The organism is Mycobacterium decipiens (assembly GCF_963853665.1).
Taxonomy (GTDB): Bacteria; Actinomycetota; Actinomycetes; order Mycobacteriales; family Mycobacteriaceae; genus Mycobacterium; species Mycobacterium decipiens.
This window is the reverse complement of record NZ_OY970459.1, coordinates 2,267,000-2,281,578: the sequence shown is the minus strand read 5'-3', so window position 1 is coordinate 2,281,578 and position 14,579 is coordinate 2,267,000. Positions and strand designations below refer to the sequence as shown.

Annotated in this window: 8 protein-coding genes and 1 riboswitch; of the genes, 4 read left to right on the top strand and 4 right to left on the bottom strand. The window is 65.5% G+C overall.

What is annotated here, in order from left to right; translation table 11 throughout:
* Positions 1–64 precede the first annotated feature (64 nt).
* Positions 65–234, bottom strand: a riboswitch (M-box (ykoK) riboswitch).
* Positions 235–331: 97 nt separating this feature from the next.
* Positions 332–1,024 carry a TetR/AcrR family transcriptional regulator gene (locus tag AADZ55_RS10295; protein ID WP_085326497.1) on the bottom strand — a complete coding sequence of 231 codons (693 nt, stop codon included), beginning with the start codon at positions 1,022–1,024 and terminating at the stop codon, positions 332–334.
* A gap of 6 nt (positions 1,025–1,030) precedes the next feature.
* Complete coding sequence (locus AADZ55_RS10290) at positions 1,031–2,158, bottom strand: NAD(P)H-dependent flavin oxidoreductase (RefSeq protein WP_085326498.1); 1,128 nt, start codon at positions 2,156–2,158, stop codon at positions 1,031–1,033.
* 59 nt (positions 2,159–2,217) lie between these two features.
* On the opposite strand from AADZ55_RS10290, the gene AADZ55_RS10285 reads away from it, so the two are divergent.
* Positions 2,218–2,652, top strand: a complete 435-nt coding sequence (locus AADZ55_RS10285; RefSeq protein ID WP_085326499.1) for a PaaI family thioesterase — start codon at positions 2,218–2,220, stop codon at positions 2,650–2,652.
* A gap of 8 nt (positions 2,653–2,660) precedes the next feature.
* On the opposite strand, the gene AADZ55_RS10280 is transcribed toward AADZ55_RS10285, so the two are convergent.
* Positions 2,661–3,227, bottom strand: coding sequence for a carboxymuconolactone decarboxylase family protein (locus AADZ55_RS10280; RefSeq protein WP_085326500.1), 567 nt, complete (start codon positions 3,225–3,227; stop codon positions 2,661–2,663).
* The gene (locus tag AADZ55_RS10275; RefSeq protein ID WP_085326501.1) at positions 3,224–4,327 is read right to left on the bottom strand and encodes a zinc-dependent alcohol dehydrogenase; all 1,104 of its coding nucleotides are present in this window, start codon (positions 4,325–4,327) and stop codon (positions 3,224–3,226) included. Before AADZ55_RS10275 ends, AADZ55_RS10280 begins: the two co-directional genes overlap by 4 nt.
* 354 nt (positions 4,328–4,681) lie before the next feature.
* On the opposite strand from AADZ55_RS10275, the gene AADZ55_RS10270 reads away from it, so the two are divergent.
* From AADZ55_RS10270 to pks2, 3 genes are all read left to right on the top strand, one after another.
* Entirely contained in the window at positions 4,682–6,088 is a 1,407-nt protein-coding gene (locus AADZ55_RS10270) for an APC family permease (RefSeq protein ID WP_085326530.1), read from the top strand.
* 58 nt (positions 6,089–6,146) lie between these two features.
* Positions 6,147–7,856: a class I adenylate-forming enzyme family protein gene (locus AADZ55_RS10265; protein ID WP_207569129.1), complete on the top strand. Its 1,710-nt coding sequence runs from the start codon at positions 6,147–6,149 to the stop codon at positions 7,854–7,856.
* Between the two features lie 343 nt (positions 7,857–8,199).
* Positions 8,200–14,541 carry a sulfolipid-1 biosynthesis phthioceranic/hydroxyphthioceranic acid synthase gene (gene pks2 / locus AADZ55_RS10260; RefSeq protein ID WP_085326504.1) on the top strand — a complete coding sequence of 2,114 codons (6,342 nt, stop codon included), beginning with the start codon at positions 8,200–8,202 and terminating at the stop codon, positions 14,539–14,541.
* Positions 14,542–14,579 lie beyond the last annotated feature (38 nt).

Here is a 14,579-nt window from a genome sequence, read left to right as displayed (position 1 = left end):
GACACGCGCGCAACTCGCACGATCAAAACACAAGGAGTTCAGAAATACCGACGATTGTCGGAAATCCGCACCCCACTCGTCAGAGCTTTGGCACCACACGACGTGTCCGCTAATCCGGAAGCCACCTGGGCTCAACCCTTAAGCCGGGAGGAGCTGTCCTGACCCGGGGCGTCTTTCGACGTTCGGGGTCAGTGGCCTATGTTCGTGTAGCCGCCTCACCTAACGAGGTGCTTACCGGACCGATAATGCACGACCTACCCGTCGCGGTCAATTTGATCTGGGCGCGTGTCCGAATTCTTACGCTTTCACGATGGGGTTTGGCAGCCTTCCCTCAGCTTCGGGCGGCCCGACCACCGCTGGTCCCGGCCGACGGTGGACGCGGGCGTAGCCCGTCTAGCACCAGCGAAACGACAAAGTCGGCTACCTGGCCGGCGGTGACGCTGTCGTCGGTGTTGAGCCGTCGGTGTGCCAACTGCCCCACCAATGCCGCCAGCGTGTAGGCGACCATCCGGGACGGTACGTCCACCACCTCGCCACGCTCTTGAGCGGCAACGACGACGGCTTCGATTTCGTCGATGAACCGCTCGTAGATCCCGCCGAGCTGCCTTTCGAACCGGTCCCCCAGCGCGTAGGCATCGCGGAACAGCAGTTTGACAGTGGCATTGTCGGCTTCGAAGAACTCGAATGTGGCCAGCACTGAAGTCTGCAACAGCGCCCGAAGCGGTGCCTGTCCCCCGGTGCTGTCGGTTGACCCGCCAACGCAGGCCAATTCGGCCGCGACATGAGCCCGCAGGGCATCCTCTTCAACGGCCATCAACGCGTGGAACAAGTCGTCCTTCGAGTCGAAGTACCAGTAGATCAAGCCGTACGCGAGGCCGGCCTGTTTGGCGATGTCCGCGATCGTGGTGGCATGAAAACCCTTGCGGGCGAATACTTTTTTGGCCGCGGTCAAGATCTCCTCGCGCCGTTGCGACTTGTCCTCATCGCTAACCGCTCGGCGCCGCCGGGTGCCGGTGCTGCTCATCTCGGATCACCTATCCATGAGACCGTTCAACTGCCCGATGGTGTCGATGAACTCCTCGACCATGTCGAGGACCACCGAGCGTGCCGGCCGCACCCGGTCGAGCGACCCGACCACCTGCCCGACGAAGTAGGTCGCCAACTCACGAGCCCTGGCGCCGGGTTGGTCGGCGGCCTGGTTGATGCGCAATTGCGGGTCGCTGACCAGCGCGCTCTGTAGCGGCATGCCGAGCGGGTCGGGGCTTTCCGGCCGATCCCACTCGTCGGTCCAGGCCGTGCGCAACATGCGCGCCGGCTTGCCGGTCAGCGACCGGGACCGCACCGTGTCCGAGGATGTTGCGGCCAGGAACTTGTCCTTGACCACCGGGGGCGTTTCGGCCTCTTCGGTGGTCAACCAGACCGAGCCACACCAGACGCCCTCCGCTCCCAAGGCCAGCGCCGCGGCGACCTGGCGGCCGCGGGCGATCCCGCCCGCAGCCAGCACGGGTGTCGGAGAGACCGCATCGACGACCTCTGGAACCAGGACCATGGTCGCCACCTCGCCGGTGTGGCCGCCGGCCTCGGTGCCCTGCGCGACGATCAGGTCTACACCGGCCGCCGCGTGTCGCCGCGCGTGTTGCGTCGTGCCGGCTAGGGCGGCAACCAGCACGTCGTGGCCGTGGGCGCGCTCGACGAGGTCCGGTGGCGGCGGCCCGAGCGCGCTGGCGATCAGCCGGATGTCGTGGGCAAAGGCCACATCGAGCAGCGGCTCGTAACCCTTGGGCGAGATGTTGAGCCCGCCGGCCAACGGCGAACGCTCCTGGTTCCCGACCGCAGTGATGCCGTAGCGGGCCAGCAGGTCGTCGACAAAGGTCCGGTGCTGATCGGGTAATAGCTCCCGGGCCTGCCGTGGGTCGATCCCGCCTCGCTCAGCGCCGACGTATTTGGGCGGCAGGAGCAAGTCGACTCCGAACGGCCGGCCACCCGTGTGCTCCGCGATCCAGGTCAGCTCGCTCTCCAGCCGTTTGGGGGTATGCGCGACCGCACCGAGGATCCCGAACCCGCCCGCGTTGGACACCGCGGCCACGACATCGCGGCAGTGACTGAACGCGCATATCGGAAACTCCACACCGAGCAACTCGGCGACTCTGGTCCGCACTTCTACGACGCTATGAGTTATTGATTGATATGTCAATCTAATAAGGTAGTCTAGCTGCCATGTCCGACCCGTTGACCGCGCAAGAACAGCACAAGCGTCGCCAAGCGGTGCGTGACCTGATGCCGAAGACGCCGTTTATCGGTGGGCTGGGGATCGTTTTCGAACGTTACGAACCTGACGACGTCCTCATCCGACTGCCGTTCCGTGCCGACCTCACCAATGACGGCACCTATTTTCACGGTGGGGTGATCGCGTCGGTGATGGACACCGCCGGCGCGGCCGCTGCCTGGTCAAACCACGACTTCGACAGGGGCACCCGCGCCTCCACAGTCGCGATGAGCATCCAATACACCGGCGCCGCCAAGCGGTGTGACTTGTTCTGTCACGCCCGCACCGCCCGGCGCCGCAAGGAACTCACCTTCACCGAGATCACCGCGACCGATCCCGCCGGGAACATCGTCGCCCATGCCGTGCAGACCTACCGGATCGTCTGAGCCGTTCCTCACTCGGGGTGCTGGCCGTCGGGAGGCCAGCTGGACACGCCGTCTTCCAACGGAACCTTGAGGCTGTGCAGGATCGAGGCGACCATTCGCCACGCGCCTATTGCAGTGACTAGTTCGACAAGAATCGCTCTGTCGCAATGCAATTCGCGCTCACAGGCAGCCCAGCTCTGTGCACTCACCACGCCGTCGCGCACCACGTCATCGGTAGCCGCCAGCACCGCTCGCTCAGTGGGGCCGAACCCGTTGTACCCCTGCCAATCCCGCACACCGAGCAGATCGTCAGCCGAGACGCCAAGACCCGAAGCAACGCGCCAGTGTTGGGTCCATTCGTAGTCGCACGCGGTGAGCCAGCCAATCCGCATGATCACCAGTTCGCGCAGCCGCGGGTCCAGGGCACCGTGCCACAACATGGTGGCGAGCATGTCGTTAAAGGTCCGCGCCAGTCGCGGATGATTCAGCAACACTTGGAAGATGCTGAGCTCGGCCATGTAGTCAGGTACGCCGGCTTCGTCCGCAGCGGCTTTGGCCTCGTCGACCGGCAACAGGGGCACGCGGGATGTTGTCATGGTGTGAGCACTCCGTGGATAGGTGGGACACCTTCGCGTTCACCGGCCATGGTAGCCAGCAGATCCTCGGCGTCTTCAAGCCGCACGCAGCGGCGAGGCAGACTCACGAAGGGATATCGACGGGACATCAACAGATCGAGCGCGATCTGATAGGCGGTGGTGTCTACGCCGAGGGCGCCGAGCACGCGCAGCTCCTTGAGCACAACGTTGTCGGGCGAAAATCCCGGTGCCCCGCTGCCCAAGCCCCGGGTGCCCGCAACCACGACGGTCCCGGCGGGCCGGGCCAGCGCGATCGCCTGCGCGAATGCTGCCGGCGCCTTGGCGGTCACGTCGACGACGACGTCTGCCAGGCCACCGGTCTGTTTGGTCAGGGCGGCGACCGGGTCGTCGATCGCGACGTCGACGGCGAGGTCGGCTCCAAACTGTGCGGCGAGCGCCAACCGCTCGGCGTCGCGGGGGCCGAACCCAGTCACCATCACGAACCCGGCACCGGCCTCTTTTGCCGCCGCGGCAGCGCACAGCCCCCGAATACCCGGGCCCAGCACCGCAACGACGTCGCCCGGTTTGGTTTCGGGGACCGTTACTCCCCAACGTATTCCGGCGCCCAGGGGGTTGAACAGGGTGGCCACTTCCGGGCTGAGATCACCGGCCACGGGCAACACCATCGAATCCGGTGCCAGGTACTGATATTCGGCGTAGCCGCCCCATAGGCCGGGCTCGCGGTCGACCGGGATGAAACCGTACATGTCAGCGAGGCCATGCCGTAGGCAGCGCCGGTACTCGCCGCCAAGACAGTTTGCACACCCGCGACACGACTGGAATACCTCGACGGCGACCCGGTCGCCGACTGATACGCCCCACCGCTGCGCCGCGGTCGGTCCGATGGCCGCAATGGTCCCGACCGTCTCGTGGCCGGGTACGAAGGCGAACCCACCGGCAAGCTCGCCCGTGTACTGCTCATGATCGGTGCCGCACAGCCCGCAGGCCTCTACCCGCACCAGTGCGTCGTCCTCGCCGATGGGCGGAATACGGTACTGGCGAACGACCAGGCTGCGCGGGGCCTCCAATACCAGTGCCCGCGCCACCGCGCCGTCTGACATACCAGCACACTAGACCAGTTTGGTCGGATTTGATTTGGGTACGCAGGCCATTTCGGCGTCCGCGATTGACGTGGGCGACTTGCGGTTCGACGCGTTGGACCACGTCGCCGCCGAAACCCTGCGCAGGGCCACTACGGCACCCGCAGTAGTCTTGTGCCTCGTGGATCAGATGCTGGCCGTAAGAATTGATCGCGGCAGCGGCGCCGCTATTGGCTCTTGCCGCGTCGGTTCCCCGCCTGGCCTGGCTGAGCTGCCGAACTGCTTGTGAGACTCAACGCTGATCCTGTTGGCTCGCCCATTCAGAGCGAGTCGCAGGGTCTTCGTCGCGGCCTGGGAGTCGGGTCGGTGGTGTTGATGGTGTTGGCTGGGGCTGCGCCTTTGGCCGCGGTCGGCGCGGTGGTGCCAATGGTGGTTAGGGTCAGCCAAAACGCCGCCGCCTTCGTGTTTTTCGTCGCGGCGACGATCATCCTGGTCTTGTTCGCGGTTGGCTTTACCAAGATGACGCGGTTTGTCGACGACGCCGGAGCCTTCTACTCGTATATTCAGGCCGGTTTGGGTCGCATCCCCGGCGTAGGGGCAGCCATGCTGGCGCTCAGCAGCTATTTTCTGCTCCTGGTCTCCATCACGTGCTATCTCGGTGCCGTCACAGCCAACACCGTCACAGATCTGGGCGGCCCCGGTACACCATGGTGGGTTTGGACAGCCCTGTGGCTGGCTGTCACGGGGATGCTCGGCTACCGCGACATCGAACTAAGTTCAAAAGTTCTGGCGTTCATGCTTGTTGCTGAGTGTCTGGTCGTCATCGTCGTTGACGTGGCGCTGATCGCTGCCGGCGGCTACCGGGGCATGAGCGCGAGTGTTGCCGCGGTCGATCCTGTCGCGCTGTCCCGGGGTGTGCCGTCGTTGGGGTTGATGTTCGCCTTTTTGTGCTTTATTGGCTTCGAGACCACCGCGGTCTTCCGCAACGAGGCCATCACACCGCAGCGCACCATTCCACGGGCTACCTACCTGGCGGTCACGGGAGTCGGACTGTTCTATGCCATCTCGGCATGGGCTCTTACCGTCGGTGTGGGAGCAGACAAGCTGGTCGACGCGGCCACCGACGACCCCGCCAATCTCGTTGTGGGCCTGGCCAAGACCCATGTCGGCCCGGTGATGCAGGAAGTGATGCAACTGTTGCTGTTGACCAGCCTGCTGGCCTGCATGCTGTGCTTCCACAACGTGGCAACCCGCTATGTGTTCACCATGGGAACCCGTGCCTTGCTTCCGAAAGCCGTGGGCGTGATCCACGCCAAACACGGCTCCCCATCGCGCGCCTCCCTGGCCACCACGATCGTCACGACAGCCACTGTGCCGGTGGTCGCGGCAGCGCACATGGACCCGGTCAGCCAGGTATATCCATGGTTTTCTGGAGCCGCCACCCTGGGGGTAATCGTGTTGATGGCGTTGACTTCACTGGCGGTGGCGGTCTTCTTTTGGACACACCGGCAAGTTCGGGAGCCCTTGGCGCCAACCCGAATTGTGCCGGTGATCGCGCTGGTCTGCTTGGCGGGGCTGGCCTGGATCGTTGCCTCACACCTTGTTCTGCTCATCGGCGGGGTCGCGGCTAGCCGGGTGTTGCTGGCGCTGATCGTCGCGACGTTTCCCGCCGGCATGATCACCGCGGCGATCCTGCGGACCCGCCGCCCGCACGCCTATCAGGCTTTGTCCCAACCGGCGCTGAAGCCTGCTCTGTATGAGGCAGCGGGTGACCGTGTCTAGCCGACCCGATGCGGCTCGGCAGCCCAACACCAGTCCCGGCGCGACGGGGAGGTGGCCAATGTGCACTGTGGCCGAGGCCCACCGTGTGTTGACTGCACCTGGGCAGCCCTATGAAACCGAGCAGCGCATCGTCGCCGGACGTCGCACCTCGGTGTGGAAGAACGCACCGGCAACCCTGCTGGACCTATTTGGTTCCGCGCGCGCCCACGGCGACCGCCTGTTTGTGGTCTATGAGAATCAGCGGGTCAGCTATCGGTCGTTTGCGCGGGCAGCGGTGGCTTTGGCCCATGCGCTATCAGACGATGGGGTCCAGCCCGGCGACCGAGTCGCTGTCATCATGTCGAATCGACCACAGTGGCCGGTCGCCTTTTATGGCGCATTGCTCGCCGGCGCGATCGTGGTGCCGCTGAACGCTTGGTGGACCGCCCGAGAGTTGGAATACGTTCTATCGGATTGCGATGCACGAGTTGTCATCGCCGATCGGGAACGGCTTGCCCGCCTTGGGCCGTCGTTGTCGGTGTGTGCCGCGATGCGCCGGGTCTACGTCACCCAGGACACAGCCGAGTTGGACCACTGCGATCGCGCTGTTGTCCCGCTAGAGGCAGTGATCGGCGACAGCTCGGCCTGGGATGGGCTTCCCGACCAGCCGCCGCCTGACCTGAAGGTCGATCCAGACGCCGACGCCACCATCTTCTACACCTCCGGTACTACTGGAAAACCCAAGGGGGCCATCGGAACCCACCGCAACGCCGCAACCGTCGCATTCGCCTCAGGATTCGGGCCAGCGCGCGCAGCACTACGCCGTGGTGAACCGATCCCGGTGCCCGACCATCATGCGCCGGCCAAATGCACGTTGTTGTCGGTGCCGCTGTTCCATGTGACTGGGTCGCTGACAATCCTTCACTCCGTGATGCTGGCCGGCGACCACATCGTGCTCATGTCCCGCTGGGATCCACGTGAGGCACTTAACCTCATCGAACGCGAACGCTGCACCACCATCGGTGGTGTGCCCACCATTGCCTGGCAGATCCTGCATCACCCCGACCGTCAACAGTTCGATCTCTCCTCGATCGAAACGGTCAACTACGGAGGCGCCCCGGCGGCAACAGCGCTAGCACAACGGATCACCGACACCTGGTCACAGGCCACCCCCGCACAAGGCTGGGGTATGACCGAAACATCGGGCACATTCACGGCCCACGGCGGTGAAGATTACCTCACCCACCCCGACAGCTGCGGCCTGGCGCTGCCGACCGGAGACATGATCATCGTCGATAAGCGCGGAAACCAGCTGAGGCCGAACCAAGTCGGCGAACTATGGGTTCGCGGAGCCAACGTTGTTCGCGGCTACTGGAACAACCCCACCGCCACCGCGGAGGCATTCACCGATGGTTGGCTTCGCACCGGAGATTTGGCCCGTATCAACCCCGACGGCTATCTCACGATCGTCGACCGCAAGAAGGACATGCTCATCCGCGGCGGGGAAAACATCTACACCACCGAGGTCGAGTCCGCGCTCTATGAGCATCCCGCCGTCGTCGACGCCGCTGTTATTGGACTAGCCCACCCCACCCTCGGTGAACAACCCGCAGCGGTGGTGCATCTAGTCGCCGGCGCCGATGTCAGCGATGCCGAACTGCACGACCACCTTGCCCAGCGCCTGGCCCGGTACAAACTGCCCGTTTCCTTTGCCCGCCACCCCGAAATGCTGCCGCGCAATCCGAACGGCAAAATCGTCAAACAGGCACTGCGACACCATTTCCAATAGCACCCTGGTGGCATAGGGGCCGTACCATCCATCGATGGTCGGCACCGCGCCAGCTGCGCTTCCACCCCGTTACGAAAGTAGTTGCGGGCCAGCAAATCAGCGAGGCCGCGTGGCGTCTTTGGCAACCCGTCACGCGGCGCCCCAGGTGGCAATGGGCGACAGGTGGGGGCGTAAAGCCACATCGTCGGAGAAATAGCCGGCGCGTTGATCCCCGGTCTGACGGTGCTGAGCAGGGAGGATGGCCTCATGCCCGGCGTGGGAAGCGATTCTCCGAAGCATTTTAAAGTCTCGCAAACCTCGCGAAGCCGCCCTTTTGCGCATTTGTGAATAGAGGTGAAAGGCATTGGATCAGACCCACGTCACTCCCGTTGCCGTAATCGGCATGGCGTGCCGGCTGCCCAACGGCATCGATTCCCCAGAGAAGTTGTGGGAGGCATTGCGCACCGGCGACGACCTGATCACAGAGATTCCCGCCGACCGGTGGGACGCGGATGAGTACTACGACCCCGAGCCGGGCATACCCGGGCGATCGGTGTCGCGCTGGGGCGGGTTCCTGGCCGACGTTGCGGGGTTCGATCCCGAGTTCTTCGGCATCAGTGAGCACGAAGCGATTGCGATCGATCCACAGCACCGATTGCTTATGCAGACCTCATGGGAGGCCGTGGAGCACGCCGGGCTGGCTCCGAAATCCTTGACCGGCTCGCTGACCGGTGTGTTCGTGGGGATGTGCCATGACGACTACGCATTTGTGACCGGTGCGGCGGGCGCACTGGAAGACGCATACGGGTTCACCGGCACCCCCTTGAGCATGGGCTCGGGGCGGGTCTCCTACGCCATGGGGCTGCGCGGCCCCGCGATGACCGTGGACACCGCGTGTTCGTCGAGTCTGCTTGCGGTGCATCTGGCCTGCCGCAGTCTGCACGAGCGGGAGAGCAACCTTGCCTTGGCGGGCGGTTGCATGATCATGCTGGAGCCGCGGATATTCGCCTCAGCTTCTGCGCAAGGCATGCTCTCCCCCACCGGACGCTGCCGGACGTTCGACGCCGCGGCCGACGGGTTCGTCCGTTCCGAGGGCTGCGCAATGGTGCTGCTCAAGAGGCTCCCCGATGCGCTGGCCGATGGTGACCGGATTCTTGCTGTGCTCCGCGGCACGGCGACCAATCAGGACGGTCGCACCGATAACATTTCGACCCCGTCGCTAAAGGCACAAGTCGTGGCGTATCGGACCGCGCTGGCGACGGCCGGGGTTGACGCCGACACCGTTGGCATGGTCGAGGCTCATGGCACCGGCACCCCTGTCGGTGACCCAATCGAATTCGCCGGCCTGGCGCAGGTATACGGCAACAACGGAAATCGGTGTGCACTCGCGTCGGCCAAGAGCAATCTGGGGCACACCGAGGCCGCCGCCGGAGCAGTGGGGATCATCAAGGCGATTCTGTCGCTGCAGCACGGTGCGGTCCCACCGATGCTGCACCATACCCGGCTGCCTGAGGCGCTTGCCCAGATCCAGACCGGACTTTTTGTGCCGCAGCAGATTACTCCATGGCCGCGCCGCGACGGCGCGGCACCACGGCGGGCAGCGGTTTCGTCGTACGGAATGTCGGGCACCAACGTCCACGCCATTCTCGAGCAAGCGCCCGAAACAGGAGCCCAGCACGATGGAGCAGACCCGTTCCAGCCGGCCGCCCGCTTGTTTGCGTTGTCCGCTACTTCGGCCGAGGCGCTGCGCCAGAGTTCGCGCCAGCTGGCCGACTGGGTGCAGCAGCATGCCGACTCGACCGCGCCCTCGGATCTGGCCTACACGCTGGCGCGTCGGCGTGCACACCGGCCGGTGCGCACGTCGCTGATCGCTACCGACAACACCGAGCTGGTCGAGCGTTTGCGCGAGGTCGGCGACAGCGACACAGCTATTCCGGCCGCCGTCGGGCAAGACGACCGCGGACCGGTGTGGGTGTTCTCTGGGCAGGGCTCACAGTGGACCGCCATGGGCGCCGACCTGTTGGCCACCGAGCCGGTGTTCGCTGCGACCGTCGCCGCCGCCGAACCGCTGATCGCACGGGAATCCGGGTTCTCGGTGACGCGGGCGATGACCGGACGAAAAACCGTGACCGGTATCGACCGCGTACAGCCGACCTTGTTCGCCATGCAGGTCGCGCTGGCCGCCACGATAAAGTCCTACGGCGTTGCGCCGGGTGCGGTGATCGGGCATTCACTCGGTGAGGTGGCGGCGGCCGTCGTCGCAGGGGCGCTGTCGCTGGAAGACGGGGCACGCGTCATTTGTCGACGCTCCCGCCTATGCACCCGAATCGCTGGCATCGGCGCAATGGCGGCGGTGGAACTGCCCGCCCAACAAGTGCGCCAGGAGCTGACAAGTCGCGGCGCCAAGGACGTCGTGATTGCCGTCGTAACTTCACCGCAGTCGACCGTGATCGGCGGGGCGGCCCAGACCATTCGCGATCTAATCGCGGCGTGGGAAGAACGCGACGTGCTGGCCCGCGAGGTCGCGGTCGACGTGGCGTCGCACACCCCGCAGGTCGATCCCATCCTCGACGAGCTGTCCCACGTGCTGGCCGACATCTCCCCCAGGACGCCGCAGGTTCCCTACTACTCGGCGACGCTGTTCGATCCCCGCGAACGGCCGGCGTGCGACGCCCGCTATTGGGTGGACAACCTACGTCACGCCGTGCGGTTCTCCGCGGCGGTGCGCGCGGCGCTCGAGGACGGCCACCGGGTGTTCGGCGAGCTGTCACCCCACCCTCTACTGACCCGCGCCGTCGAACAGACCGCCGCCAGCCACGACACCCCGGTAGCCGCCGTGGCGGCTATGCGGCGCGATCAGCCGCTGCCACACGGACTGATCGAGTTCATGGCCAACCTGCACAACGCCGGCGCTGCCGTGGACTTCTCCGTTTGCTATCCCGGCGGAAAGCTGGTGGACGCACCGTTGCCGGCATGGACAAACCGTCGCCTACTGCATGAGCCTGACACTGCGGGCCCCTGCTCCGGGGCCAATACCGTTGCGGTGCATCCACTATTGGGCTCGCACGTGCAGCTGATGGAGGAGCCCGAGCGGCACGCCTGGACGGCCGAGGTCGGCACCGCCGCGCTGCCGTGGCTGGGCGATCATCAGATTCATCATGTGGCCGCACTGCCGGGGGCTGCCTATTGCGAGATGGCGTTGGCCGCGGCCCGCACGGTCCTCGGCGAGCAGGCCGAAGTCCGCGACATCCGCTTTGAGCAGGCGCTGTTGTTGGACGAGAAGTCGCCGGTCGGAGCCGTCGCGGCGATGCAGACGGCCGGTCGCGCCACCTTCGACGTGGAGACGTTCCGGCAGGGCGACCGGGTGCGCCGGGCCACCGCCGCGCTGTGTGCCGTAGCCGACTTGCCAGATGACACCGACCGGCCCCCAGCACAGGATATCGACGACTTGCTGGCGGCCCATCCATGTCGGCTCGAGGGCACCGAACTCCGGGAATGGTTCGACGCGCGTGGTGTTCAGTTCGGTTCCGCTTTCACCGGTTTGGTCGCCGCCTACATATCGGAAGGGACAATCGATGCGGTACTGGGCGAGGTCGGTTTGCCAAGTGCGATCCGGACACAGCAAGCCGGCTACATCGTGCACCCCGCCCTGCTGGACGCATGTTTCCAGTCGGTTGCAGCCCATCCCGCCGTCCGGGAGGTCGGCGGCATGCGCTACGGCGGGCTGCTGTTGCCGTTGGGTGTGCGCCGGTTGCGCACCTATGCGTCCACCCGCAACGTCCGCTACTGCCATACGAGGGTGACCGAGTGCGGCACGAATGTCGAGGCCGACATCGATGTCATGGACGAGCACGGGTCTGTGGTGCTGATCGTGCGTGGCCTGCAGATGGGCACCGGCTTCTCGGAGAGCACCGACCAGGATCGCCTGCTGGGCGAACGGCTACTGACCATCGACTGGCAGCGCGGCGAGCTGGCCAGGATTGATGCTGGGACAACCGGAGCATGGCTGCTGATCAGCGTTGGCCCCCCTGTCGATGAAGCCGCCGATCTGTTCGCGACGGGGTTAGCCGATGCGTTGCGGCTGCACGGCGCGGAATGCGTAGCCCTGTCCTGGCCGCGGCACACCGGCCAGTCGCCCCGGTCAGCACGACCTGCCGAGCGGTTGCGTGCTGCGCTTGGTGTCCGCAACTTGGCCGGCGTGGTCGTGCTGACCGGGCCACCCAATCGCAAACCTTCCGGTCCGTGCCCTGGGTTTCTGAGCAGTGACTACGTCCAGCAGCTGGTACGCATCGCCGCTGAGCTAACCGACATCCCGGGCTGTGCGCCGCGGTTGTATGTCGTGACCAGAGACGCCCAGACGGTACTGGCCGACGATTGCGCCAATCTCGAGCAGGGCGGCGTGCGCGGCCTGCTGCGGGTAATCGGCGCCGAGCACCCGCACCTGCATACCACCCATATCGACGTCGACCAGCAGACCACTGCGGAGCAGGTGGGAAGACAACTGCTGGCCGGGTCGGAAGAAGACGAGACCGCCTGGCGCAACGACAGCTTGTACATCGCACGCCTGCGCCCCGCTCCGCTGGGCCCCGAAGAACGGCGAACCACCATCGTCAACCATGGGCGTGACGGGATGCGCATGCAGATCCGCACCGTGGGTGACCTCCAAACGATGGAACTCGTCGCGTTCGAGCGGGTTTCGCCCGGTCCCGGACAGATCGAGGTCGCGGTCACCGCATCCAGCATCAACTTCGCCGATGTGCTCGGCGTATTCGGCAGATACCGCAGCGTTGGACCGCTACCGGGGCTGGGCAGCGACTTCGTTGGCGTGGTGACCGCGATCGGGCCCGACGTCACAGAACTGAAGGTCGGTGACCGGGTGGGCGGCCTGTCGGCCAACGGATGCTGGGCAACGTATGTCATCTGTGCGGCGCACCTCGCCGTCAAGATCCCGGTAGGCCTGACCGACGCCCAAGCCGCCGCGGTGACCACAGCATCGGCCACCGCCTGGTACGCCCTGCAAGACCTGGCGCGGATCAAAGCCGGTGACAAGGTGCTGATCCATTCCGCGACCGGCGGTGTCGGCCAGGCGGCGATCGCCATCGCCCGCGCCACCGGAGCCGAGATTTTCGCCACCGCCGGCAGCGAGTCTCGTCGAGAGACATTACGCACCATGGGAATTGATCATGTTTACGACTCGCGAAACATCGACTTTGCCGAGCTGATCCGCCGCGACACCGGCAACGCCGGCGTAGACGTCGTGCTCAACTCACTGACCGGCGCGGCGCAGCGCGCCGGAGTCGACCTACTCACCTTCGGTGGACGATTCGTCGAGATCGGCAAACGCGACATCTACGGCGACACCCGGCTGGGGCTCCTTCCGTTCCGCCGCAACCTGGCCTTTTTCGCCCTTGACCTGTGGCTGATGTCGATCACCCACCCGGACAGCCTCCGAGATCTGTTCGGCACGGTGTACCGACTGACCGCCGAGGGCTCGCTGCCAATGCCCGAGAGCACGCACTACCCGCTTGCCGAGGCAGCCACCGCCATCCGGGTGATGAGTGCGGCCGAACACACCGGCAAGCTCGTCCTCGACATTCCGCAGACCGGGACCAGCAGCGTGACAATGCCGCGCGAGCACGTTCGCGTCTTCCGCCCCGACGGGGCCTACATCATCACCGGCGGTCTCGGTGGCCTCGGGTTGTTCCTCGCCGAACAGATGGCCTCGGCGAACGGTGGGGCGGGCGCCGGCCGCATCGTGCTCAACTCGCGTTCCGCGCCTAACCAAAGAGTCTTGGAGACAATCGAACTCATCCGGACCACCGGATCGGACATCGCGGTGGTATGTGGCGACATCGCGCTCGCCGACACCGCACAGAGGTTGGTCGCGGCCGCAACCGCCACCGGGCTTCCGTTGCGCGGTGTGCTACACGGGGCTGCCGTAGTCGAGGACGCCACCCTGGCCAACATCACCGACGAGTTGATCGAGCGCGACTGGGCGCCGAAGGTGCGTGGCGCGTGGAATCTGCACCAGGCCACCGCAGCCGCACCGCTGGACTGGTTCTGTTCGTTCTCCTCGGCGGCGGCCCTGCTGGGCTCGCCGGGACAGGGTGCCTATGCCGCGGCCAACAGCTGGCTGGATGCCTTCACCCACTGGCGGCGGGCCCACGGCCGTCCGGCTAGCGCGATCGCCTGGGGCGCGTGGGCCGAGATCGGCCGCGGCGCAGGCCTGGCGGAAAGCGGCGACACCGCGATGATCACCCCCAACGAAGGTGCCTACGCGTTCGAAGCGCTGCTGCGCAGCACTCGTACAGTTAGCGGGTATGCCCCGGTCGTCGGATCTGCCTGGTTGACTGCCCTGGCGCAACGTAGCCGCTTCGCAGGCGCATTCCAATCCACCGGAACAAGCCGACCCAAACACAGCCAGTTCCGTGCGGAACTCGAAGAGCTTCCGCTCGCAGAGTGGCCCAAGCGATTTCGTCGTCTGATCGCCGAGCAGGTCAGCATGATTCTGCGCCGCACCGTAGACCCGGACCGTCCGCTGTCGCTGTACGGCCTCGATTCACTGGGCAACCTGGAATTGCGCACCCGCATCGAAACTGAAACCGGGGTACGCATCCACTCGACCGACGTCACCACGGTGCGGGGCCTAGCGGATCACTTGTGCGAGACGCTGGCCGCTGCCGAAAACGCCACGGCGACAATGTAAGGGTCTAGCGCTGTCATGAAATACCCTGAGAGTCTGGG

Excerpts from the sequence above, each read along its gene's own strand:
- AADZ55_RS10295 (WP_085326497.1), bottom strand. The coding sequence starts at position 1,024 with ATGAGCAGCACCGGCACCCGGCGGCGCCGAGCGGTTAGCGATGAGGAC.
- AADZ55_RS10285 (WP_085326499.1), top strand. The coding sequence starts at position 2,218 with ATGTCCGACCCGTTGACCGCGCAAGAACAGCACAAGCGTCGCCAAGCG.
- AADZ55_RS10280 (WP_085326500.1), bottom strand. The coding sequence starts at position 3,227 with ATGACAACATCCCGCGTGCCCCTGTTGCCGGTCGACGAGGCCAAAGCC.
- AADZ55_RS10275 (WP_085326501.1), bottom strand. The coding sequence starts at position 4,327 with ATGTCAGACGGCGCGGTGGCGCGGGCACTGGTATTGGAGGCCCCGCGC.
- AADZ55_RS10270 (WP_085326530.1), top strand. The coding sequence starts at position 4,682 with ATGGTGTTGGCTGGGGCTGCGCCTTTGGCCGCGGTCGGCGCGGTGGTG.
- AADZ55_RS10265 (WP_207569129.1), top strand. The coding sequence starts at position 6,147 with ATGTGCACTGTGGCCGAGGCCCACCGTGTGTTGACTGCACCTGGGCAG.